This is a genomic window from Monashia sp. HAY1-11D (genome assembly GCF_056868035.1).
Genome location: NZ_CP200320.1, coordinates 2356307 through 2378744 on the forward strand (window position 1 = coordinate 2356307; position 22438 = coordinate 2378744).

The window sequence follows — 22438 nt, forward strand, 5'->3', positions numbered from 1 at the left end:
GGAGCTTCTTCGTACGAGCCACCACTCCTCCTCTGCGTGGTCGTGCCATGTCGGGCAGCGCGCCTGCTGGATCCCCGGCCGGCTGTGCTGCTCACCTGCGTGACATACCCCGCGACGTGGCTCCCACTCGTTCACCTGCCGGTGGCGAGTGCGGCGACGTAGCGGCGGCATTCTCGAACGCACGGGACCGGGCGGGAGGACACTGCTGGGGAGGGGCATCGAGGCACCAGTGATCAAGGGGCCCGCGCATGAACAGGTTCGCAGAGGGGTCCGAGGACAGCGTCGCGGTGATGTCGCGCCAGGCGCTGGTAGGTCGTCTCACCCAGGTCAAGGAACAGTTCCGCGCGACCAGCGACATCCTGAAGGTGCTGACGAGCTCGTCCGGCGACCCGGACAGCGTCTTCGACGCGGTCGTCGAGAACGCGCGGACGCTGCTCAACGCGGCCACCGCCCAGATCTACCTCGTCAAGGGTGCGACGTACGTCCTCACTCGCGAGAGCGGCATGTCGGAGCAGCACCGCCGCTTCCTGCAGGAGCACCCCATCACGCGCGACCGGGGGACGCTGGTCGGGCGCGTCACGATCGACCGTCGGATCCACTACATCACCGACGCGCTCACCGACCCGGAGTACAACCGCTCCGACATCCAGCGGGTCTCCGGGTTCCGCTCGATGATCGGCGCGCCGCTCATCGTCGGGGACGAGGTCGTCGGCGCGCTCAACGTCCAGCGCAACAGGGTGGAACCCTTCGACGACGTCGACGAACGCGTGCTGGCGACCTTCGCCGAGCAGGCTGCTCTCGCGCTCCGCCACGTCGACCTCTTCGCCGCCCTCGAGAGCAGGACTGCCGAGCTGGCGCGCAAGGTCGAGCAGCTGGAGGGCCTGGCCGACGTCGGGGCGGCGATCAGCTCGAGCCTCGTGCCCGACGAGATGCTCGCGACGATCGTGTCGCACGCGGTCCAGCTGTCCGACACCGACGGCGGGTCGCTCATGGAGTACGACGAGTCGACCGGACTCTTCAGGGTTCGGACCGTCTACGGCACGGGCGACGACACGGTGGCTGCCCTGCGCGCCGCCGAGATCCACATCGACCGCACGTGGGTGGGCAAGGCTGCTCGAACCCGCCGCGTCCTGCAGATCCCCGACCTCGACGAGGCCCAGCTCGACGAGCACCTCGCCGTGCTCCACGCATCCGGGTGGAAGTCGCTGGTCGCTGTCCCGCTCGTGCGCCCGGACCGGGTCGTGGGCGCGCTCGTGGTGCGGCGCAAGCGGACCGGCTCGTTCAGCGGAGAGACGTGCGACCTGCTCGACACCTTCGCCAACCAGTCGGCGGTCGCCCTGACCAACGCGCGCCTCTACCAGGAGCTCGAGCTCAAGAGCGCCGACCTCGCGGAGGCGAGCAAGCACAAGTCGGAGTTCCTCGCGAGCATGTCGCACGAGCTGCGCACGCCCCTCAACGCCGTCATCGGGTTCTCCGAGGTGCTGCTCGAGAAGATGTTCGGCGACCTCAACGAGCGGCAGGAGGACTACCTCAGGGACATCCACGCCGCCGGCCACCACCTGCTCGCACTGCTCAATGACATCCTCGACCTGTCGAAGATCGAGGCCGGGCGGATGGAGCTCGACCTCACCACATTCCCCGTGGTCGACGTCATCGGCCAGGCCCTGTCCCTCGTGCGCGAGCGCGCGGCGCTCCACGGCATCCACCTGTCCCTCGACGCCGGGGAGGGCCTTGGGCTCGTGACGGCCGACGAGCTCCGGGTCAAGCAGGTGCTGCTCAACCTGCTCAGCAACGCCGTCAAGTTCACGCCCGACGGGGGGTCGGTTCGGGTGCGCGGGCATCGTGAGGGGAGTGAGCTCGTCGTGACCGTCGCCGACACCGGCGTCGGCATAGCGCCGGAGGACCAGGCGCGCATCTTCGACTCGTTCCAGCAGGGCAGCCGCTCGGCGCCGACGGCCGAGGGCACGGGTCTCGGGCTCACGCTGAGCAAGCAGATCGTCGAGCTGCACGGCGGGACGATGTGGGTGGAGAGCACGCCCGGGCAGGGCAGCACCTTCGGCCTGCGGATCCCGCAGGCGGGCCCGGACGCCGAGCCGCACGACGAGTCGCCCGGCGAGCGGTGGATGGTCGACGAGCCCGCGGAGCCGGGACCCACGGTCGTCGTCATCGAGGACGACCCGAGGTCGGCCGAGTCGTCGAGCTGCACCTGCGCACCGCCGGGCTCCACGCGGTGAGCGTCGGCACCGGCGAGGCAGGCCTCGAGGCCGTCCGCCGTCTCCTGCCGGCGGCGGTCGTGCTCGACATCCATCTCCCGGGCATGACCGGGTGGGACGTCCTCGAGGCCCTCAAGGCGGACGCGACCACGGCGGCGGTACCCGTCGTCGTCGTCAGCGTCGAGCCCGAGCGTGGTCGCGGACTCGCCCTGGGCGCAACGGAATACCTCGTCAAGCCGGTGCGTGGGGAGCTGCTGCTCGCCGCGATGGCGCGAGCCCTCCAGCACACTCCCAGCACCGCTGAAGAAGGGACCCTGCCGCAGGGGCGCAGCGTCGTCGTGGTCGACGACGACCCGCTCGCGCTCAAGCTCGTCCGCAGCACCCTGGAGCCGCTCGGCTGGACCGTCCACACGTGCTCCGGCGGCCTCGAGGCTGCAGACCTCGTGCATTCCGTGAAGCCGTCGGTGGTGATCATGGACCTGCTCATGCCGGGTGTCGACGGGTTCGCGGTCATCGACGAGCTGCGTGCCGACGGCTCGCCCAGCGGTCCGCCCATCGTCGTCCTGACGGCGAAGTCGCTCACGCCGGAGGACCGCCGTCGCCTCGAGGGCCGCATCGCCTTCGTCGCGGAGAAGGCCGGGCTCGACCTGGCCAGCCTTGCCCACCGGCTCGCCCAGGTCGCCGCGGCAGGCCCGGCAGGGGACGACGTGGCGGGCCGGGGGACGGCGTCTGACCCGCCCGCCGCCACGTCGACGTGGCGTCGACGTGGACGTCGACGACAGCGGTGGCGGCGGTGTGTGGGCGTGTGCAGGGCAGCACGCCGACGCCCGAAGGCGGCCACTCGTGACGCGGGTCCGGCCCGTCCGGGCCGATCTCGGCTGCCCGATCGTGCCCGACCCGGGCATTCGCCGGATGCCGTGCGCCCTTCGGGAGGACACTGCTGTGGGGAGTCTCGACCTTCAGGCGCAGAGCAGCGCACGGGCGTGATGGGGGGACTCGGTGACCGAGTTCGAGCAGCGCGACGACACGATCGACAACGACCGGGCCGACCTCGACGGACGCCCCGCACCGGCGGGACGGCACCTTCCTGGATGCAAGGGGGAGTCGTGACCCGGCCACCCGTCGTCCTGCTCGTCGAGGACAACCCGCGCAACCTCAAGCTCGCGCGCGACGTGCTGGAGTATGCGGGCTTCGCCGTCGTCGTCGCGACCACCGGTGAGGAAGGGGTGGAGCAGGCGCGCTCCGCGCTGCCCGACGTCATCCTCATGGACCTGCAGCTGCCCGGGATCGACGGGTTCGCCGCACTCGAGCAGCTCCGCGGCCACGCGCCCACCGCGCACATCCCGGTCGTCGCGCTGACGGCGTTCGCCATGCGTCGTGACCGCGAACGCGCCCTGACGTCAGGCTTCGCCGGCTACCTCGAGAAGCCGATCAGCGTCCGCGACTTCCCTGCGCAGGTCCGTCGGCACCTGCCCGGACGCGACGAGGCGGGGGAGCGGTGACGGCGGCGCCCGCCCCGGTCGCACCCCTCGAGGGTGTGCGGGTGCTCGTCGTCGACGACCTCGAGGAGAACCGCAAGCTCATGCACGCCGTGCTCGAGCCCCGTGGTTTCGTCGTCCGCTCGGAGCCCTCGGGCACGGCGGCGCTCGCGGCCCTCGCCGAGGCGGAGTTCGACGTCGTCCTGCTCGACGTGCTCATGCCCGGCATCGACGGCTACGAGACCTGCGCGCGGATCAAGGCCGAGCCGCGGACGTCGCTGCTTCCGGTCGTCATGGTCACGGCGAGCGGCGTTCAGCAACGGCTGCGCGCCCTCGAGGTCGGCGCCGACGACTTCATCACCAAGCCCTTCGACCAGGCCGAGCTTGGCCCGAGTGCGGTCGCTCGCGCGCGTGAAACGTCTGCACGACACGGTGCTCGAGCAGTCGGCCGCCCTCGAGAAGTGGAACGCCGAGCTCGAGTCGCGTGTGGCCGAGCAGGTCGACGACCTCGAGCGGCTCGGGCGGCTGCGTCGCTTCCTGTCCCCGCAGATCGCCGGGCTCATTGTCGAGTCGGGCGACGAGTCGTTCCTCGAGAGCCACCGGCGTGACATCACCACGGTCTTCACCGACCTGCGCGGCTTCACCGCCTTCGCCGAGACGGCCGAGCCCGAGGAGACGATGTCGGTGCTGCGCGACTACCACTCGGCGCTCGGCGAGCGCGTCTTCGCCTACGAGGGCACGCTCGAGCACTTCGCCGGTGACGGGCTCATGGTGTTCTTCAACGACCCACCGCCGTGCCCGGATGCCCCGGAACGGGCGGTGCGGATGGCCCTCGACATGCGGGACCGGGTCGACGAGCTGACCGCCGTCTGGCGGCGGCGCGGCCACGACCTCGGCTTCGGGGTCGGCATCGCCCAGGGCTACGCGACCCTGGGCCGGGTCGGCTTCGAAGGGCGCTGGGACTACGCGGCCATCGGCACCGTCACCAACGTCGCGGCCCGGCTGTGCGCATCGGCCGCCGCCCGGCAGATCCTCGTCAGCCCGCGCGTGCTCGCCGGGCTCGACGGACGCTTCGAGACCCGCTCGCTCGGACCGCTCCAGCTGCGCGGTCTCGCCCGACCGCTCGAGGTCCACGAGGTCCTCGGGATGACTCTCGCCGAGGAGGGCGTGGACCCGTGACCGACACCAGCACGACCGACACCAGCACGACCGACACCAGCACGACCGACACCAGCACGACCGACACCAGCACGACGGACGTCAGGACGACCGGCACCGGGTCTCCGAGGCCGCTCCGAGCTCCGCCCCGGACGAGGTGGACCGGCTCTTCGACACCCTGCAGGCTCGGCTGCCCGGGATCTGGGGGCACTTTCGCCAGGACGACCCCCTCGAGTCGGTCGTGATCGTGCCGTCGATGAGCGTGGACCGGATCGGCCCCTCGGCGGGTGCGATGAACCAGGCCATGGAGGAGCGGTTCCTCTTCATGCTGCTGCTCCTGCGCCAGCCGCGGCTGCGGATGGTCTTCGTGACGTCGATGCCGATCAGCGAGGAGATCGTCGAGTACTACCTCTCGCTGCTCCCCGGCGTCATCCCCAGCCATGCCCGTGCCCGCCTCACGCTGGTGTCGGTGGGCGACTCGTCAGCGACGCCGCTCACCGACAAGCTGCTCACCCGCCCGCGGGTGGTCGCGCAGCTGCGCTCGCTCATCCCCGACCCCGGCCGTTCGCACCTCGTGCCGTACAACAGCACGACCCGTGAACGCGACCTCGCCCTCCTGCTCGGCATCCCGATGTATGCCGCCGACCCGCGGCTCTACCCCCTGGGCACGAAGACCGGCTGCCGGAGGGTGTTCGCGGGGGCCGGTGTCGCCCACCCGTTCGGTGCCGAGGATCTCCACGGCGTGGACGACCTGGTCGACGCGGTCCTCGACCTGCACGCCGCGCGGCCGGCGGCCGAGTGGGCCATGGTCAAGCTCAACGAGGGCGCGTCCGGGTCGGGCAACGCCCTCGTCGACCTGCGGGACCTGCCGCAGGCCGACGGGGCCGGTCTCCGCGCGGCGGTCGACGAGCGCGTGCGCGGCATGCGGCTCGAGAGCGAGGAGACGCCGAAGGAGGCGTACCTGCGGCGGCTCGAGGAGCGGGGCGGCATCGTCGAGGAGCGCGTCGTCGGCGACGAGGTGCGCAGCCCGAGCGTGCAGATGCGGGTGACGCCGCCCGGTGAGCTCGAGGTCCTCTCGACGCACGACCAGATCCTCGGCGGGCCGAGCGGGCAGGTGTACCTCGGCGCCCGCTTCCCCGCCGACCCCGCCTACGCGACGACGATCACCCGTGACGCCGAGAAGGTCGGGCGGGTGCTCGCCGAGAAGGGCGTGCTGGGCCGCTTCGCCGTCGACTTCGTCGTCGTGCGCCGCGGTGACGCGTGGGAGGCCCACTCCATCGAGATCAACCTGCGCAAGGGCGGCACGACCCACCCCTTCCTCACCCTCCAGTACCTCACCGACGGCGTCTACGTCGCGGAGGAGGGCGTCTTCCGCACCCCCGGCGGCGAGGAGCGCCATCTCGTCGCCACAGACCACCTCGAGGACCCGGCACTCATGGGACTGCGCGTCTCCGACCTCTTCGACCTCGTCGCACGGTCCGGCCTGCACTTCGACGCCTCCCGGCAGTCGGGCGTCATCTTCCACATGATCAGCTCGATCACCGAGTGCGGCCGGGTCGGCATGACGGCGATCGCCGACACGGCGGACTCCGCCCAGGACCTGTTCGACCGGGCGGAGTCGGCGTTGCTCGCCGAGGCCCGTGCGGCGCTGGTACCGCCCTCGGTGCCGTCCTGAGCACCGGCCCCCGAGGCACATCCGGACGGTGTCGGCGCGGCTCGCCCGGGCTGTCGACGGGGACGGGCAGTAGCGCGGGGGTTGCCGGTAGGACTCGCGCATGCTTACTATCTACGCATACACGCAAACTCGCAGCTAAAGCCTCGTCCTGAGCGAAGCTGTCCCGGCCCGCGTGCAGCGTTCGAGGCCCATGGAGGGCGAACGGCGCGCACCGGCGGAACACGACAGGGAGGGCGTCACGCCGGTGGCTCCCGGGCGCCCCGGCGCTCGCGGGGGATCGCCGGAAAGCGCACCGCCGCAAGGGATGTCGCGCTTCCACGAGCCGAGGAGCGAGAAGCAGCGAACGGAGAGAGGGAGCCATGAGCAGTACCCAGAGCGAGCACCGCGCTCAAGCCCACCCACACCCCCACCCACACCCCCACCCGCATCCCCATCCCCACGAGGACGGTGGCCACCACGACCATGGTGGCCACGGCCACGACAAGGGACTTGGCCACGGACATGGCCACGGACATGGCCACGGACATGGCCACGGACACGGTCATGACCACGGCGAGGGGCACGGACACGAGCACCGCGGGGGGATCGTCGGGTTCCTCAAGGAGCTGTTCGTCCCGCACTCGCACGACAGCGCCGACAAGGTCGACTCCGCTCTCGAGACCAGCCGCGAGGGCATGCGGTGCCTGAAGATCAGCTTCGTCGGGTTGCTGCTGACCGCCGTGGTCCAGACGATCGTCGTGCTCTACACCAACTCGGTGGCGCTGCTCGGCGACACCCTGCACAACTACGCCGACGCCCTCACCGCGGTCCCGCTCGCCATCGCGTTCATCGTCGGGCGCCGGGCGGCAACCCGCGCCTACACCTACGGCTACGGCCGCGCCGAGGACCTGGCCGGGATCGTCGTGGTCGCGCTCATCGCCCTGTCCGCCGCATATGCCGGCTACGAGGCGGTCATGCGGTTCATGAACCCCGGCGAGGTCAAGCACCTGGCGGTGCTGGCGATCGCCGGCGTCGTCGGGTTCGTCGGCAACGAGGTCGTCGCGCAGTACCGGATCCGCACCGGCCGACGCATCGGGTCCGCGGCCCTCGTGGCCGACGGGCTGCACGCCCGCACCGACGGGTTCACCAGCCTCGCCGTCGTCTTCAGCGCCGGCGGCGCCTGGCTCGGCTTCCCGATCGCCGACCCGGTCATCGGTGTGCTCATCACGGGCGCGATCCTCTTCGTGCTGCGCGACGCCGCCCGGGAGGTCTACCGCAGGCTGATGGACGCCGTCGATCCGCACCTCGTGGACCAGGCCGAGCAGGTCATCCGGGCCACCCCGGGTGTGGTCGACGTGACCGACATCCGGCTGCGCTGGCACGGCCACAAGCTGCTCGCCGAGGCCCGCGTCACCGTGGACTCGACGCTGTCGCTGATCGACGCCCACCACCTGAGCCACCAGGTCGAGCACGACCTCGTCCACGGTGTGCGACGCCTGACCGCGGCCACCATCCACGCAGAGCCGCTGGCCCGCGACGCCGACCGCGCGCACGCCCTGGTCAGCCACCACGACTGAACCCACCGACCCCACGACGCCCGACAACCCGCGAAGAGACAGGAGCACGCCCGCATGATCGACGCCGACCCGAAGTACATCACCTTCGACTGCTACGGCACCCTCACCGCGTTCGGGATGAGCGCCGTGACCCGGAGGCTGGTCGCCGACCGGGTTCCCGCCGAGGGTATGGACGACTTCCTCGACGACTTCGAGGCCTACCGGATCGACGAGGTGCTGGGGGCCTACAAGCCCTACCACCAGGTGATCAACGACGCGCTGGCCCGCACCGCGAAGCTGTGGGGGATCGAGCACCGTGACAGCGACGGCCAGGCGATCTACGACTCGGTGCCCTCCTGGGGACCCCACCCCGACGTCCCGGAACCCCTGGCCGCGCTGGCGCAGCGCTACCCGCTGGTGATCCTGTCCAACGCCGCCGACGAGCAGATCCACAGCAACGTCGACAAGCTGGGCGCGCCCTTCCACGCGGTCTACACCGCCGAGCAGGCCCAGGCCTACAAGCCCCGGTTGCAGGCGTTCGAGTACATGCTCGACCAGCTGGGCTGCGGTCCGGAGGACATCCTGCACGTGTCATCAAGTCTGCGCTACGACCTCATTCCCGCGCACGACCTGCGGGTGACCAACAAGGTCTACGTCAACCGCGGCTACGAGCCCAGCACGCCGTACTACGGCTACCACGAGGTCAGCGACCTCACCGGTCTGGCCGCCCTGCTCGACCTCTGACGACACCCGGACCGGGCCGGCGCGCCTCGCAGCGACGTGCCCGGGCCGGTCGCCACCGAAACCCGTCACCGCGGCCCCCGGCCGCACCCGCGAAAGGAACTCCATGAAGCGACGCGACATCTTCATCAACGTGGCCCGGCCCGGCCACGGGGAGCAGGCACGGAAGTACCTCGAGGACTGGCTGCGGTCGCTCGACGGGCACCCCGGGTACCTCGGCGGATCCGTGCTCGAGGAGGTCGCCGGTGAGCTGCTGCCGGACACCGTGGTCCTCATCATGGAGTTCGAGTCCACCGAGGCGGCCCGAGCCCTGTGGCCCAAGATCGAGAACACGACCAACCCGCTCTACCCCGACGACAAGAGCGACAAGACCCCGGACCAGGGCACCGCCTTCTTCGACGGCACCAAGGACGCGGTCGCCGCCAATGGCGAGGTCCCGCTGAAGTTCACCCGCGGCGACGGGCTCTTCGCCCGGATGCTCCACATCCGTGCGGGCGTCGTCGCCGAGGTCGCCGCCGCCTGAACTCGGGCCCGGGGGAGCGGCTCGGCGCGGCTCAGCTCTCGGCTGCTGCGCCGGCCTCTGCCGCCTCACGGATCTCGCGCACCGAGGTGTCCGCGCGGTGGTGCTCCGGGATCCCGCCGGCGGCGTGCTCGGCCTGGTAGATCGCATCGGCCACGAGCTGGCGAACGTGCTCCCCCTCGATCCGGTAGAAGACCTGGTTCGCCTGGCGGCGGGTGGAGACGAGCCTGGCCATCCGCAGCTTGGCGAGGTGCTGGGAGACGCCGGGCGCCGGCTTCCCGACCGCGTCGGCGAGCTCGTTCACCGGCATCTCGCCGTCCAGGAGCGCCCAGAGCAGCTGGACCCGCGTGGCGTCGGAGAGCATCCTGAAGACCTCGACCGCGAGGTCGACCTGCTCGCGGGACGGCATGGCCCGCGGCGTTCGCGAAGCTGCGCGCATGCGAAGACACTAAGGCGCTGTCGTGGGCCGGGCAAGAACAGCGCGCGAGGCCGCGCTCGCATACCTTAGGACAGGCTTTCCTGCGTTGTCGACAGTCTACACATCACCTATGGTATGCGCATGTCGAAGACCCTCATCCCCTCCGGACCCGCCGAGGTGGGTCACACTCACGCCGACGTCTCCGGAGGCGCGCTCCGCGCCTCCGTCTTCGGGGCCATGGACGGCCTCGTCACGAACATCGCCCTCGTCGCGGGTGTCGGCGCCGCCGGCGTCGCCCCCCGCTACGTCATCCTCACCGGGCTCGCCGGGCTCGTCGCCGGTGCCTTCTCCATGGCGATGGGGGAGTACACCTCCGTCAAGACCCAGAACGAGCAGGTCGACCGGGAGTGGGAGAAGGAGTCGGACGAGATCCGGCAGCACGCCGCGGCCGAGGAGCACGAGCTCGCCGAGATGTTCGCGAGCATGGGCATGACCGAGGCCACCGCCGCCGCGGCGGCACGCGACGTCCACCGCGACCCCGACCACGCGGCCCTCGTGCACGTGACCCAGGAGCTCGGCCTGGACCCCCGCGAGAAGCCGTCGCCCCGCGTCGCAGCGGTCTCCTCGTTCGTCACCTTCTCGCTGGGCGCGATCATCCCCCTGCTGCCCTTCCTGCTGGGCTTCACCTCCCTGTTCTACGGCCTTGCCGTCGGCGGTGTGGGACTGTTCGTGGCCGGCAGCCTGGCCTCCATGGCGACCGTCGTGCCGTGGTGGTTCAGTGGCCTGCGGCAGCTGGGCTTCGGGGCGATGGCCGCCGGTGCGACCTACCTCGTGGGACTGGCGATGGGCGTGGGCGTCACCGGTTGACGCTCCACAGGGGCTGAGCTCAATGGACGTGCTGGAGAAGCGAGTCGCCCTCGTGACCGAGGGCAGCCGGGGCCTCGGGCTGGCGATCGCCCGGCAGCTCGCCCAGCTCGGCTACCGGGTCGTGCTGACCGCCGCTGACGCGCACCGCGCCGACGAGGCGGCCAAGGGCCTCGAGGGCTGGGCGAGCGGTGATGTGGCCGGTGTGCCGATGGACGTCAAGGACGACGCCTCGGTACGGTCCGCCTTCGAGCAGGCGGTCGGCCTCTACGGCTCGGTCGACGTCCTCGTGTACAACGCCGAGCCCGACGTCGAGGGGCCGCGGCACCGCGCCGCGGCCCCGGACCTCTCGACGGTCCGCACGACGATGGAGGCCAGCCTCTTCGGGGCCTGGCGATGCGCGAGCGAGGCGGTCCCCCTCATGAGCGCGCGGGGGTACGGCCGCATCGTCAACGTGTCGAGCCCCCTGGGCGGGACCGAGGGCACAGCGGCGCCGGGCTCGCCCGCGGGCCAGGTCTCCACGGCTGCCCTGGTCATGCTGACCCAGGTCCTGGCCGCCGAGGTGGAGTTCGACGGCATCCTCGTCAACGCCGCGTCGCCCGGCTGCACCCGCCCGCCCGCGAGTCCGGACGCCGAGCGCCCGTCGGACCTGGCGGCCGACACGGCGGTGTGGCTGGCGACGCTGCCCGACGACGGACCCACGGGCCGGTGCTTCGACGCAGACCGTCAGGCGCTGGCCGCCGGAGATCGACCGTAGGAGAAGCGTGAGCCGCCCCCGAGCGCAGACCCGCCCCGGAGGCCACCCATGGGTGGTCCGGGGACTCGGTTCAGCCGGCCTGCGGACCGCCACGGGACGCGAGCCGACGCTTCAGCGTCACCACCCCGTCGTCGAAGTGCTTCTTCAGTGCCGCCACCGCGCCGTCGACGTCGTTCTGCCGGATCAGGTCGCTGATTCGGCGGTGCTCCTCCACGAGGTCGTCGCGAGTGTCGTAGGCCGCGCTCAGCACGCCGAGGCACAGCCGGGTCTCGGAGATCACCGTCGTGAACATGCGCTCCAGGCGCGGGCTGTCCGCCGCTGCGACCAGTGCGCTGTGGAAGTCCAGATCCCGGGAGGCCACGGTGTTCCAGTCGTCGGCCCGCTCCGCCGTCTCCATCGCGCGCACGATCCTGTCGAGCGCCTTGGACGCCGAGGCTGTCCTCGACAGACCTGCCAGGCGCCGCACGGCGGTGGTCTCCATCGCCTCGCGCACCAGGTAGATGTCGTCGACGTCCTCGGGCGTCATGACCGGGACGAACACCCCTCGATGGGGCTCCCTGAGGAGGAGCCCCTCCTGGATCAGCCGCTGCAGCGCCTCACGGACCGGACCACGACTGACCCCGAAGGTCGTCGCGAGCTCCACCTCGTTGAGCTGGGAGCCCGGGGGCAGGACGCCCTCGACCACGTCGGCGCGAATTCGATCTCCCACCATCGAGGCCAGGGTGATCCGTGGGATCGGGCTCGGCGAGCTCTGGGCGGCCATCGGACAACTCCTCGAAAATGCGCGCGGCCCCGTCCAGCCACGGTTCACCTGACGTCGTACCCAATCGGCACAACAGTCGACAGTATACGGACCGCATACGCCAGGAAAGGGGCGATTTACGCGCTGGAATCGTCCAGTTTTCAAGAGTCAGAACGCAATTCGTCAACTGAAAGTTGTTGACAAAATACAGACTGCATGGTCTGCTGAGGAACTGAACACACCCCTTGCGTCCAACGATGCACGCACACCTAGGAGTTCAGAAATGGGTCGACTTCGCTGGGCAAGTGCCCTGGCACTTGTCGGATTGACCGCCACGGCCTGTGGCATGGGCGGCACCCCGAGCAGCGACGGCGCCAACGGCGCCGGCGGACGCGTCGTCTACGCGGAGTTCAAGACTCCGCAGGCGGCCTGGGCGTTGGAAACGGATGACGCCATCGATCTCTCGAGGGCCGGATGCCTCGAAACCCTGACCCGTTACCAAGAGGGCGGGTCAGTCGCGCCGAGCCTCGCCACCTCGTGGAAGCAGGTGAAGCCCACCGTCTGGAGCTTCACCCTCCGCTCCGGCGTCAAGTTCCAGGACGGCACGCCCATGGACGCCAGCGCGGTGGCGGGAGCCTTGAACCACGTGCTCAAGGCCAAGACGCCGGCCCGGGCGTTCAAGCCGAGCATGGTCGCCGGGGTGAAGGCGGTCGACGCCTCCACCGTCGAGATCACCACCAAGGCGCCGGACGTGCTCCTGCCGCTGCGCGTCGCGAGCCCCAACACCGGGATCCTCGCGCCGAAGGCGTACACCGGCGACAAGATCGACATCCAGGGGACGTGCACCGGCCCGTTCACCGTGGTCAGCGAGGTTCCCGGGCAGTCGCTCGAGCTCAAGCGCAACGACAGCTACTGGGGCGGCAAGCCCCACCTCGCGTCGGCGGAGGTGCGGTTCATCGTCGACGGCGCCACCCGGGTCACCCAGATCCAGTCCGGTGAGGTGCAGATCGCGTCGGCTGTCCCCGCGGTGTCGCAGGCCACCCTCCAGGGGTCCAACAACATCAAGGTGGACTCGCTCCAGGCGCCCCGCACCACGGCGCTCATGCTCAACAACTCGCGCCCGCCGTTCAACAACCCCTTGGTGCGTCAGGCGATCCAGCACGCGGTCAACCTCGACGCGATCGCGAGCAGCGTCTACGAAGGCGGCGCCAAGCCGGCCAGCGGACCCTTCTCGCCCGACGACCCGTGGGCGCCCAAGGGCGCGAAGCCCGCGGCGTACGACCCGAACGAGGCCAAGCAGCTGCTCAGCCAGGCAGGGGTGGACCCGAGCTCGCTGAGCTTCACCCTCATCGCCTACAACGACCGGCCCGAGTTCGCCGACCTGGCCGCGGTGATCCAGGACCAGCTCGCCAAGATCGGCATCAAGGTGAAGATCAAGGCGGGTGAGTACGCCTCGTTCGAGCCTGACTTCCTTGCCGGCAACTACGACGCCGCCCTCTTCTCGCGTGGCTACCTCCTCGACGTCGGCGAGCCGGCCGGCTACCTGAGCTCGGACTACGGCTGCAAGGGCAGCTTCAACATCGCCCACTACTGCAACCCGCAGACCGACGCCATGATCCAGAAGGTCGCCGAGACGCCCGACCCCGAGGCCCGGCACGAGCTCTACGCCAAGATCGCCGAGAAGCTGCAGGCCGATGCAGCCAGCGTGTTCCTCGTCCAGGAGTCCCTGACGACCGCCGTCTCGTCCAACGTCAAGGGCTTCAAGACCCACCCGCTGAACTTCTACGTGCTCACCGCGGACCTCAGCGTGGGCTGACCCGCATCGACGACGGGGGGACGGCTCGGTCCCCGGACGGCTCTGGCGGGCCGACCGTCCCCCCGGACACGACCCAGGAAGAGAGTGGACAATGAAGTTCACGCCGTACTGGCTTGACACCTCCCCCAAGGGACCGGACCGGTCGACGACGGACGTGGGCGGCCACGTCGACGTCGCCGTGGTCGGGGCCGGGCTGACCGGCCTGTCCTCGGCCCTGCACCTGGCCCGCAAGGGCGCCACGGTCGCCGTCTTCGAACGAGAGACCGTCGCGTTCGGCGCCTCCGGGCGCAACGGCGGGATGGCGACCACCGGGCTGTCGATCGGGTTCCGGGACGCCATCTCCCGTTACGGGTTCCCGACGGCGAGCACGCTGTTCCTCGCCTACAACGACGCGATCGACACCGTCGAGAAGCTCGTCGGCGAGGAAGGCATCGACTGCGACTTCGCCCGGACCGGGAAGCTGAACCTGGCAGCGAAGCCGGCCCACTACGAGGGGTTGCGCAAGACCCACGAGGTCCTGGCCGAGCGGTTGGGCTACGAGACGCAGATGGTGCCCGGACAGGAGATCCGTTCCGAGATCGCCAGCGACTACTACCACGGCGCGATGGTCGACCCGAAGGGCGCCGGCCTGCATGTCGGCAAGTTCACCCGCGGGCTCGCCGAGTCTGCGGCCCGCCTCGGCGTGAAGATCCACGAGAAGGCGCCGGTCGACGAGGTGGTCCGCCGGAGCGGCACCCAGCACACGGTCGTCACACCACGCGGCAGCGTGACCGCCGACCAGGTGCTGGTCGCCACCAGCGGCTACACCGGGCGCCCGTTCCGGTGGATGCAGCTGCGGATCGCGCCGGTCGGCAGCTTCATCATCGTCACCGAGCCACTCGGCAAGGAGGTCTGTGACCAGCTGCTGCCGAACCGGCGGATGGCCTCGGACTCCAAGAACCTGCTCTACTACTTCCGGATCACGCCAGACCACCGTCTGCTGTTCGGCGGCCGCGCCCGGTTCGCGATGTCGAGCCCGCAGTCAGACGAGAAGAGCGGCCGGATCCTGCAGAAGGCGATGGTCTCGGTGTTCCCGCAGCTCGCCGACGCGCGGGTCGACTACTGCTGGGGTGGCCTCGTCGACATGAGCCTGGACCGCATGGTCCACGCCGGCGAGCACGACGGGCTCTTCTACTCCCTCGGCTACTCCGGCCACGGTGTGCAGATGGCCACCTACATGGGCAAGCAGATGGCGGAGTACCTGAACGGCGTCCCGGACGCCAACCCCTGGCGCGACCTCGCCTTCAAGCGGATTCCCGGCCATGTGGGCCCGCCCTGGTTCCTGCCGTTCGCGGGCGCCTACTACAAGTTTCAGGACGTCATCAAGTAGTCCCGAGCTTCGACCGGTCTTTGTCGACCATTTTCTGGAGTAATGCGATGTTGACCTTCTTGACCCGCCGGGCGGCCACGTTGGTGGTGACGTTGGTGGTGGTTTCGGGGCTGGCGTTCCTGATCCCGTATGCCGGTGATGGGGATCCGGCCCGCAAGATCCTGCGGGCGCGGGTCAGTGACCCGGCGCTGGACCCCTCGCAGGTGGCGGCGTTGACCCACGAGCTGGGTCTGGACCGGCCGTTGTACGTGCAGTACTTCGACTGGTTGCGTCAGGTGGTGACGGGCAACTTCGGGTTCTCGTTCACCAGCCGGGAGCCGGTGCAGGAGCTGGTGGTGCCGGCGTTGGGGGTGTCGATGACGTTGGCGTTGGCGTCGTTGCTGCTGGCGTTGGTGCTGGCGTTGCCGTTGGGTACGTGGGCGGCCACGGCGCGGGGCGGGAAGGTGGACAACGTGGTGACGTTCACCTCCCAGAGCGCGGTCTCGGCCCCGGAGTACTGGGTGGGTCCGGTGCTGGTGCTGGTGTTCGCGCGCACGATGGGCTGGCTGCCCTCGGGTGGGTGGAGCGGGCTGAGCTACCTGGTGCTGCCGGCCTCGGCGCTGGCGCTGCGCCCGCTGGGCTACTTCACCCAGGTGACCCGGGCGGCGATGACCGACGTGCTGGCCGCCCCGTACATCACCGCGGCCCGGTCCCGGGGGCTGAGCTTCCCGCAGACCCTGGTGCGGCACGGGCTGCGCAACAGCATGCTGCCGGTGATGACGTTGTTCTCGTTCTGGTTCGCCGGGCTGCTGGGCGGGTCGGTGGTCATCGAGGTGATCTTCAACATCCCCGGGATGGGCCGGCTGCTGTACACCGCGGTGCTGAACAACGACGTGCCCGTCATCCAGGGCGGGTTGATGTGGATCCTGGCCCTGGCCGTGATCATCAACACCGCCACCGACCTGCTCTACGGCGTCCTCAACCCCTCGATAAGGGTGACCAGCCATGCCTGAGACCGTGACCCGACCGGCCACCGTGCCCGGCCCGCGACCCAACCAGCGCCCCTCGACGCTGTCCTCGGCCACGCCGCACCGGCCCAACGTGCTCTCGCTGATGCTGCGCGGGGCCCGCGGCCGGCACTGGACCTTCGGCATCGGGGCGGGGCTGCTGGCCCTGGTGCTGCTGGTCCTGGCGCTGACGCCGTGGATCGCGCCGCACGACCCGGCCGTGCAGGACCTGAGCAACCGGCTGGCCGGCCCCTCGGCCCAGCACTGGCTCGGCACCGACCACCTGGGCCGGGACGTGCTGTCCCGGCTGATGTGGGGCGGGCGGTTCTCGGTGACCATCGCGGCGATCACGCTGGTGATCTGCGCGGTCACCGGCGGCATCATCGGGGCGCTGGCCGCCCGCCGCGGCGGCTGGGTCGACGAGCTGGTGATGCGCAGCGTCGACATGCTGATCTGCTTCCCGGACGTGGTCGTCGCGCTGTTCCTGATCGCGCTGTTCGGCCCCGGGTACGGCACGCTCATCGCGGCACTGACGATCACCGGCTGGACCCCGTTCGCGCGGCTGATGCGCGGGCTGGCGCTGGAGATCAACGCCAAGGACTACGTCGAGGCCGCCGAGATTCTCGGCTCGCCCAAGGCCTACATCATCTTCCGGCACGTCATCCCGAACGCGGCCCGGCCGGTGGTCGCGATGGGGTTCCTGCGCTTCGGGCACAAGCTGATCACCGTCGGGGCGCTGTCCTACCTGGGCCTGGGCGTGCAGCCCCCGGACTCCGACTGGGGCAAGATGCTGCTGGACTCCCAGCCCTACATGGAACGCGCACCCCTGCTGGGCATCCTGCCCGGCCTGGCCATCTTCATCACCGCGCTGTCCGTCACCATGATCGGCCAGGGCCTGGACACCAAGAAACGCCGCAAGCGCGGCCCGGCCACCGTGCCGGCCGACGCTCCGGCCCAGGCCACCGCCCCCGCGGCGGTGCCCGCGGGCGGGGCCCTGCAGGACGGGGAAGTGCTGTGATCCACGACGCACCGTCCGCGGCCCCCATCCCGCGCACCACCTTCGCCTCGATCGTCACCGAGCGGCTGAGGACGACCATCGTCAACGGCACCCTGGAACCGGGCTCGCAGCTGAACGAGCTGGAGCTGGCCCACAGCTTCGGCGTCAGCCGTGGACCGGTCCGCGAGGCGCTGCAGCGACTCGTCCAGGAGGGGCTGCTGCTCAGCGAACCCCATCGAGGGGTGTTCATCCCGGTGCTCACCGAGGACGACGTCTCGGACATCTACCTGGCACGTGAGGCCCTGGAGTTCGCCGCCCTGCGGACGATCGTGGCCAAGGATGCCTCGGGCGCAGCCGCCCACGCGCTCGACCGCAACGTCACCCTGATGGAGAAGGCGGCGGCGGCGGGGGACTGGGAGGCCGTCGGTGTCTACGACCTGGACTTCCACGTGGCCCTGGTCGATGCCAGTGGCAGCCCGCGGCTGCGGCGGATGTTCAGCACGGTCATCTCCGAGACGAGGCTCTGCCTCGGCGTGCTCACCGCGGCTGACAGCCGGGCCAACCTCGTGGGCGAGCACCGGCAGATCTGCGACCTGATGACGGAAGGCAGGACCGAGCAGGCGCTGGCGGTCCTCAAGAAGCACTTCGACGACGCGGTGGCCACGCTGTCCAACCGGCGGCCTGCTGCCGCCACGACCGCTCGTGATGGGCGTTGAGGAGGGGCTGATGAGCCAGGTGGTGGAGCAGGAGCGCAGTGTGGGTGTGGTGCACGAGATCGATCCCCTGCTGGAGATCCGGGGGCTGCAGGTGGACTTCCCGGACGTGCCGGGCACGCCGGCGATCGACGGGATGGACCTGAAGGTCGGCCGGGGTGAGATCGTCGCGCTGGTCGGGGAGTCCGGATCGGGCAAGAGCCTGACCGCGTTGACGGTGATGGGGCTGCTGCCCCCGGGCGCGGAGGTGCTCGGCGGGCAGGCCCGCCTCGAGGGTGAGGACCTGCTGGCGATGCCGTCCAAGCGGCGCAACGAGGTCCGCGGGCACAAGGTCGGGATGCTGTTCCAGCAGCCGAAGGTGATGCTGGACCCGACCGCGCGGGTGTGGACCCAGGTGGCCGAGTCGCTGCGCACGCACCGCAACGTCGGCCGCCGGGAAGCCAAGGCGCGGGTGGTGGAGTTGCTGCGGGATGTCGGCATCCCGGAACCGGCCCGGCGGGCCTCGGCGTTCGCCTACCAGCTGTCCGGGGGGATGGCCCAGCGGGTCATGATCGCGGCCGCGCTCAGCGCCGACCCGCAGCTGTTGATCGCCGACGAGCCGACCACCGCGCTCGATGTCACGGTGCAGGCCCAGATCCTGGACCTGCTCAAGGCAAAGCGGGACGAGCTTGGCCTGTCGATCCTGCTGATCACCCACGACCTGGGCATCGTGTCGGCGATGGCCGACCGGGTCGCGGTGATGTACGCGGGCCGGATCGTGGAGGACGGCGCGACGCGCGACATCTTCGATGACCCGCAGCACCCGTACACCCAGGCGCTGCTGCGGGCCTCGCTGCTGGAGGCCGAGCGGGGCCAGCTGTTCTCCATCCCGGGCAGCGTCGCCGCGGCCCGGGCCCTGGAGCACGGCTGCCGGTTCCTGCCCCGGTGCGCGATGGCCGCGCAGCTGGGCATCAGCGACACCTGCCGTGGCGTGGAGCCGGAACTGCACACCTGCGGCGAGCACGAGCACCACAGTCGATGCTACGCATCCCGAGAGCACGCGGAGGCCCGATGAGCACCAGCACCCCCCTGCCGGCGCCCACCACCCGGCCCACCACCGGACCCACCACCGGGCCAGCCACCGGGTCCGAGCCGCTGCTGGCGGTCCAGGACCTGGTCAAGCACTACCCGGCCGGGCGGGGCAAGCGGGTGCACTCCGTGGACGGGGTGTCCTTCACGGTCGGCAAGGGCGAGGTGCTCGGGCTGGTCGGGGAGTCCGGCTGCGGCAAGAGCACCCTGGCCCGGACGATCCTGCAGGCCGTGCCGGCGACCTCCGGGCACGTGGTGTTCGACGGGCGGGACATCACCGGCGCCACCGGCGCCCAGCTCAAGGCGCTGCGCCGCTCGATGCAGTTCGTCTTCCAGGACCCCTACGGCGCGTTCGACCCGAAGATGAGCCTGGGCACCAGCCTGGAGGCGCCGCTGCGCCACCACGGCGTCAAGGACAAGACCCAGCGCCGCGAACGGATGCTGGCCATGCTCGAACGGGTCGGCCTCGAGGAGGCCATCTTGTCCCGGCGCCCGCAGGAGTGCTCCGGCGGGCAGCTGCAGCGGATGGTCATCGCCCGGGCGCTGCTGCTGCAGCCGACGTTCCTCATCTGCGACGAGCCGACCTCGGCGCTGGACGCCTCGATCCGGGCCCAGATCCTCAACCTGCTCGTCGAGCTGAAGGACCAGCTGGACCTGACCCTCGTGCTCATCTCCCACGACCTGCGCGTCGTGCGCTACCTGTGCGACCGGGTCGCGGTCATGTACCTGGGCCAGATCGTCGAGGTCGCCCCCCGCGACGAGCTGTTCACCAACCCGCGCCACCCCTACACCCGGGTCCTGCTCGCAGCCTCGCTGGCCGAGACCACCGGCGGCGGCGGGATCGTCTCCCGGCTCACCGGCGAACCCCCCAGCCCGATCGACCCCCCGACCGGCTGCCGGTTCCACCCCCGCTGCCCCATGGCCCAGGACATCTGCCGCACGACCGCGCCGGAGCTGTCCAGGCCGGGGGACGACCACACCGTCACCTGCCACTTCTGGGACAGCTGAACCCGCTTCCTCCCGCCCCACCAGACGAAGGGCTGCCCCCTGATGGGACACGACCACGGCCACGGCAACGGCCATGACCACGACCATGGCCACGCGGACGAGCACGGTGACGCACCCGGCCGGGGGAACGGGCACGGGCACGGGCACGGGCACAGCCACGGGCTGAGCGCCGCCGAGGCGCTGAGCGCGGGTGCCCGCTACCGGCGACCGCTCATGATCGCCTTCCTGCTCACCCTGTCCTTCGTGGCGGTCGAGATCGTCGTCGGCATCGTCTCCGGCTCGCTGGCGCTGCTGTCCGACGCTGGGCACATGCTGTCCGACGCCGGTGGGCTCGGGATGTCGCTGGCCGCCATCTCCCTCGCCGGCGCCGGCTCCGTGGCCGCCCACCGGACCTTCGGCTGGTACCGGCTGGAGATCCTCGCCTCGCTGGTCAACGCGCTGCTGCTGTTCGCGGTCGCGGGCTACGTCGTCTACGAGGCGATCGACCGGCTGCGGGACGGCGCCCACGAGGTGGCCTCCACACCGATGATCGTCGTGGCCCTGGTGGGGCTGCTCGTCAACCTGGTCTGCTTCCGGCTGCTCCAGGCCGGGGCCAAGGAGAGCCTCAACCTCCGCGGCGCCTATCTCGAGGTCGTCGCCGACGCCGTCGGGTCGGTGGGTGTGCTGGTCGGCGCCGCGGTCATCGCGGTGACCTCGTGGTACTGGGTCGACTCGGTGATCGCGGTCGGCATCGGCGTGTTCATCCTGCCGCGTGCGTACCGCCTCGGGGCCGAGGCGCTCCGGATCCTGGTGGAGTCCGCGCCGGCCCACATCGACGTCGACCAGGTGGCGCGCGACCTCGAGCAGCTCGACGGGGTCGTCGAGGCCCACGACCTGCACGTGTGGACGATCACCTCTGCGATGGACGCCATGAGCGTGCACCTGAAGGTCGTGCCGGGCGCGGACATGCACGCGGTGCTCGACCGGGCGCGAGACCTGCTCCGCAACGACCACCAGATCACGCACGCGACCGTTCAGGTCGAGCCCACCGACCACACCGGGTGCGAGCTCGTCCAGTGGTGAGCTGACCGATGAAGAGGATCGTCATCGTCGGCGCGTCCCTGGCCGGACACTGCGCCGCGACAGCCCTGCGCGACCTCGGGTACGACGGTCAGCTCACGGTCGTGGGGGCCGAGCGGCACCGGCCCTACGACCGCTACCCCCTGTCGAAGGCGTTCCTCACCGGAGGCCTGCACCGACCGGGCCTCGACATCGACGGCCCGCCGGCCGACACGACGTGGCGCCTCGGGGAGGCCGCGACGGAGCTGGACCTGGCCGGGCGGCACGTGGTCGTGGAGGACCGCGCGCGGATCCCCTTCGACGGCCTCGTCATCGCGTCCGGGGCCCGGCCCCGGGACGTCGACGCGGGTGCGAACGTGCGGAACGCGTTCGTGCTGCGCACGGTCGACGACGCCGGCGCCCTGCGGGCCACCCTCGAGTCCGGCCCACAGCGGGTGGTCGTGGTCGGCGGTGGCCTGATCGGCGCCGAGGTCGCAGCGGCCGCGGTCGCCGGCGGTCACGACACGACGCTCGTGGACCCGTCCGACGTGCCCACCCGCCGCGCGGTGGGTCTGCCCATCGCCGAGCACCTCCTCCGGCTCCACCGCACGGCCGGGGTCCGGGTCCGTCTCGGCACTCGGACGCGCCGCCTGGAGATCCGGGCCGGGGTGGTGGCCGGTGTGGTCCTCGACGACGGCCTCCGGCTGCCTGCGGATGTCGTCGTCATGGCGACCGGCACGGCCCCGAACGTGGAGTGGCTTCGCGGCAGCGGCCTGTCGGTCTCGGCGGGCTTGGCCTGCCGCCCCACGCTGCACGCCGTCGGCGACGACCGGGTGGTCGGGGCGGGCGACGTCGTGACGGTCCCGCACGCCCTGCTCGACGGCGAGTCGCTCCGCGTCGAGCACTGGGCCAGCACCCGCGACCAGGCTGCGCTGGCGGCCGCCAACCTGCTCGCCGGCCCCGGCTCCGGGCGTCCCCTGACCCAGCTGCCGACGTTCGGCACCACGATCCACGGGGCGCGGATCCGTTCCGTCGGCTTCCCTCAGGTCGCTGACCGCAGTCGGGTGGTCTGGGGCTCGGTCGGGTCCGGGCAGGCACTGGTGGCGCTGGGCCGCGGGAGCCGACTGGTCGCCGTGGTCTCGCTCAACGCCCACGAGCGTCTCGGCCAGCTCACCGATCGGCTGCGGCCCGGCGCTCTGCTCGACGACCTGGACGACCTCGGGGACCTCGGGGACCACGAACCGGGCGACCAGACCCTCACGGCTTCAGGTGGCTGAGCCGACCGGGTCGGCCGGCTGAGCACCGTTGCCTCGGCCTCCGGGAGCCGGGCGGCCACCGAGGC

The 22438-nt window shown here is 70.9% G+C and carries 20 protein-coding genes and 1 pseudogene; 19 read left to right on the forward strand and 2 right to left on the reverse strand.

What is annotated here, in order from left to right; genetic code table 11:
* Positions 1 to 248: 248 nt before the first annotated feature.
* The 8 genes and pseudogenes from AC1VM9_RS10860 to AC1VM9_RS10895 all read left to right on the forward strand — a co-directional run bounded on the left by AC1VM9_RS10860 (position 249) and on the right by AC1VM9_RS10895 (position 9323).
* The gene (locus AC1VM9_RS10860) at positions 249 to 2234 is read left to right on the forward strand and encodes a GAF domain-containing sensor histidine kinase (protein ID WP_483122631.1); all 1986 of its coding nucleotides are present in this window, start codon (positions 249 to 251) and stop codon (positions 2232 to 2234) included.
* Complete coding sequence (locus tag AC1VM9_RS10865; protein WP_483122632.1) at positions 2231 to 3715, forward strand: response regulator; 1485 nt, start codon at positions 2231 to 2233, stop codon at positions 3713 to 3715. The genes AC1VM9_RS10860 and AC1VM9_RS10865 overlap by 4 nt, the downstream gene beginning before the upstream one ends.
* 80 nt (positions 3716 to 3795) lie before the next feature.
* A pseudogene (locus tag AC1VM9_RS10870) lies at positions 3796 to 4017 on the forward strand (response regulator); the annotation flags it as partial.
* An 85-nt stretch (positions 4018 to 4102) separates the two neighbouring features.
* Positions 4103 to 4870: an adenylate/guanylate cyclase domain-containing protein gene (locus AC1VM9_RS10875; protein ID WP_483122633.1), complete on the forward strand. Its 768-nt coding sequence runs from the start codon at positions 4103 to 4105 to the stop codon at positions 4868 to 4870.
* Between the two features lie 235 nt (positions 4871 to 5105).
* Complete coding sequence (locus tag AC1VM9_RS10880) at positions 5106 to 6524, forward strand: peptide ligase PGM1-related protein (RefSeq protein WP_483122634.1); 1419 nt, start codon at positions 5106 to 5108, stop codon at positions 6522 to 6524.
* A gap of 359 nt (positions 6525 to 6883) precedes the next feature.
* Positions 6884 to 8080, forward strand: a complete 1197-nt coding sequence (locus AC1VM9_RS10885; RefSeq protein ID WP_483122635.1) for a cation diffusion facilitator family transporter — start codon at positions 6884 to 6886, stop codon at positions 8078 to 8080.
* Positions 8081 to 8134: 54 nt separating this feature from the next.
* Positions 8135 to 8803 carry a haloacid dehalogenase type II gene (locus AC1VM9_RS10890; protein WP_483122637.1) on the forward strand — a complete coding sequence of 223 codons (669 nt, stop codon included), beginning with the start codon at positions 8135 to 8137 and terminating at the stop codon, positions 8801 to 8803.
* A 103-nt stretch (positions 8804 to 8906) separates the two neighbouring features.
* Positions 8907 to 9323 (forward strand): hypothetical protein, encoded by a 417-nt coding sequence (locus AC1VM9_RS10895; RefSeq protein ID WP_483122638.1) that lies wholly within the window; start codon positions 8907 to 8909, stop codon positions 9321 to 9323.
* Positions 9324 to 9354: 31 nt separating this feature from the next.
* On the opposite strand, the gene AC1VM9_RS10900 is transcribed toward AC1VM9_RS10895, so the two are convergent.
* Positions 9355 to 9759, reverse strand: coding sequence for an ArsR/SmtB family transcription factor (locus tag AC1VM9_RS10900; RefSeq protein ID WP_483122640.1), 405 nt, complete (start codon positions 9757 to 9759; stop codon positions 9355 to 9357).
* Between the two features lie 120 nt (positions 9760 to 9879).
* Here AC1VM9_RS10900 and AC1VM9_RS10905 point away from each other — a divergent pair, with 120 nt between their 5' ends.
* Together AC1VM9_RS10905 and AC1VM9_RS10910 are read left to right on the forward strand one after the other, a co-directional pair.
* Positions 9880 to 10605, forward strand: coding sequence for a VIT1/CCC1 transporter family protein (locus AC1VM9_RS10905; RefSeq protein ID WP_483122641.1), 726 nt, complete (start codon positions 9880 to 9882; stop codon positions 10603 to 10605).
* Positions 10606 to 10627: 22 nt separating this feature from the next.
* Positions 10628 to 11359 (forward strand): SDR family NAD(P)-dependent oxidoreductase, encoded by a 732-nt coding sequence (locus AC1VM9_RS10910; protein WP_483122642.1) that lies wholly within the window; start codon positions 10628 to 10630, stop codon positions 11357 to 11359.
* 70 nt (positions 11360 to 11429) lie between these two features.
* Here the strand turns inward: AC1VM9_RS10910 and AC1VM9_RS10915 are convergent, their stop codons facing one another.
* A complete protein-coding gene (locus AC1VM9_RS10915) occupies positions 11430 to 12122 on the reverse strand; it encodes a GntR family transcriptional regulator (protein ID WP_483122643.1) in 693 nt (230 codons plus the stop codon).
* Between the two features lie 325 nt (positions 12123 to 12447).
* On the opposite strand from AC1VM9_RS10915, the gene AC1VM9_RS10920 reads away from it, so the two are divergent.
* The 9 genes from AC1VM9_RS10920 (at position 12448) to AC1VM9_RS10960 (ending at position 22373) form a co-directional block, all read left to right on the forward strand.
* Positions 12448 to 13917, forward strand: coding sequence for an ABC transporter substrate-binding protein (locus AC1VM9_RS10920; protein ID WP_483122645.1), 1470 nt, complete (start codon positions 12448 to 12450; stop codon positions 13915 to 13917).
* Between the two features lie 91 nt (positions 13918 to 14008).
* Positions 14009 to 15286 (forward strand): NAD(P)/FAD-dependent oxidoreductase, encoded by a 1278-nt coding sequence (locus AC1VM9_RS10925; protein WP_483122646.1) that lies wholly within the window; start codon positions 14009 to 14011, stop codon positions 15284 to 15286.
* A 47-nt stretch (positions 15287 to 15333) separates the two neighbouring features.
* Positions 15334 to 16278: an ABC transporter permease gene (locus tag AC1VM9_RS10930; protein WP_481340941.1), complete on the forward strand. Its 945-nt coding sequence runs from the start codon at positions 15334 to 15336 to the stop codon at positions 16276 to 16278.
* Between the two features lie 4 nt (positions 16279 to 16282).
* Positions 16283 to 17290 carry an ABC transporter permease gene (locus AC1VM9_RS10935; RefSeq protein ID WP_483122647.1) on the forward strand — a complete coding sequence of 336 codons (1008 nt, stop codon included), beginning with the start codon at positions 16283 to 16285 and terminating at the stop codon, positions 17288 to 17290.
* Entirely contained in the window at positions 17287 to 17985 is a 699-nt protein-coding gene (locus AC1VM9_RS10940) for a GntR family transcriptional regulator (RefSeq protein ID WP_483122648.1), read from the forward strand. Before AC1VM9_RS10935 ends, AC1VM9_RS10940 begins: the two co-directional genes overlap by 4 nt.
* 10 nt (positions 17986 to 17995) lie before the next feature.
* On the forward strand, positions 17996 to 19036 hold the full coding sequence (locus tag AC1VM9_RS10945; RefSeq protein ID WP_483122649.1) for an ABC transporter ATP-binding protein: 1041 nt from the start codon (positions 17996 to 17998) through the stop codon (positions 19034 to 19036).
* On the forward strand, positions 19033 to 20058 hold the full coding sequence (locus AC1VM9_RS10950) for an ABC transporter ATP-binding protein (RefSeq protein ID WP_483122651.1): 1026 nt from the start codon (positions 19033 to 19035) through the stop codon (positions 20056 to 20058). Before AC1VM9_RS10945 ends, AC1VM9_RS10950 begins: the two co-directional genes overlap by 4 nt.
* Before the next feature lie 42 nt (positions 20059 to 20100).
* The gene (locus AC1VM9_RS10955) at positions 20101 to 21120 is read left to right on the forward strand and encodes a cation diffusion facilitator family transporter (protein ID WP_483122652.1); all 1020 of its coding nucleotides are present in this window, start codon (positions 20101 to 20103) and stop codon (positions 21118 to 21120) included.
* Positions 21121 to 21128: 8 nt separating this feature from the next.
* The gene (locus AC1VM9_RS10960; protein ID WP_483122653.1) at positions 21129 to 22373 is read left to right on the forward strand and encodes an NAD(P)/FAD-dependent oxidoreductase; all 1245 of its coding nucleotides are present in this window, start codon (positions 21129 to 21131) and stop codon (positions 22371 to 22373) included.
* Positions 22374 to 22438: the final 65 nt, after the last annotated feature.

Coding starts and splice junctions, on each gene's coding strand:
- AC1VM9_RS10960 (WP_483122653.1), top strand. CDS start 21,129: ATGAAGAGGATCGTCATCGTCGGCGCGTCCCTGGCCGGACACTGCGCC.
- AC1VM9_RS10925 (WP_483122646.1), top strand. CDS start 14,009: ATGAAGTTCACGCCGTACTGGCTTGACACCTCCCCCAAGGGACCGGAC.
- AC1VM9_RS10920 (WP_483122645.1), top strand. CDS start 12,448: ATGGGCGGCACCCCGAGCAGCGACGGCGCCAACGGCGCCGGCGGACGC.
- AC1VM9_RS10950 (WP_483122651.1), top strand. CDS start 19,033: ATGAGCACCAGCACCCCCCTGCCGGCGCCCACCACCCGGCCCACCACC.
- AC1VM9_RS10895 (WP_483122638.1), top strand. CDS start 8,907: ATGAAGCGACGCGACATCTTCATCAACGTGGCCCGGCCCGGCCACGGG.
- AC1VM9_RS10905 (WP_483122641.1), top strand. CDS start 9,880: ATGTCGAAGACCCTCATCCCCTCCGGACCCGCCGAGGTGGGTCACACT.
- AC1VM9_RS10910 (WP_483122642.1), top strand. CDS start 10,628: ATGGACGTGCTGGAGAAGCGAGTCGCCCTCGTGACCGAGGGCAGCCGG.
- AC1VM9_RS10890 (WP_483122637.1), top strand. CDS start 8,135: ATGATCGACGCCGACCCGAAGTACATCACCTTCGACTGCTACGGCACC.
- AC1VM9_RS10880 (WP_483122634.1), top strand. CDS start 5,106: ATGAGCGTGGACCGGATCGGCCCCTCGGCGGGTGCGATGAACCAGGCC.
- AC1VM9_RS10930 (WP_481340941.1), top strand. CDS start 15,334: ATGTTGACCTTCTTGACCCGCCGGGCGGCCACGTTGGTGGTGACGTTG.
- AC1VM9_RS10955 (WP_483122652.1), top strand. CDS start 20,101: ATGGGACACGACCACGGCCACGGCAACGGCCATGACCACGACCATGGC.
- AC1VM9_RS10860 (WP_483122631.1), top strand. CDS start 249: ATGAACAGGTTCGCAGAGGGGTCCGAGGACAGCGTCGCGGTGATGTCG.
- AC1VM9_RS10885 (WP_483122635.1), top strand. CDS start 6,884: ATGAGCAGTACCCAGAGCGAGCACCGCGCTCAAGCCCACCCACACCCC.
- AC1VM9_RS10900 (WP_483122640.1), bottom strand. CDS start 9,759: ATGCGCGCAGCTTCGCGAACGCCGCGGGCCATGCCGTCCCGCGAGCAG.
- AC1VM9_RS10945 (WP_483122649.1), top strand. CDS start 17,996: ATGAGCCAGGTGGTGGAGCAGGAGCGCAGTGTGGGTGTGGTGCACGAG.
- AC1VM9_RS10915 (WP_483122643.1), bottom strand. CDS start 12,122: ATGGCCGCCCAGAGCTCGCCGAGCCCGATCCCACGGATCACCCTGGCC.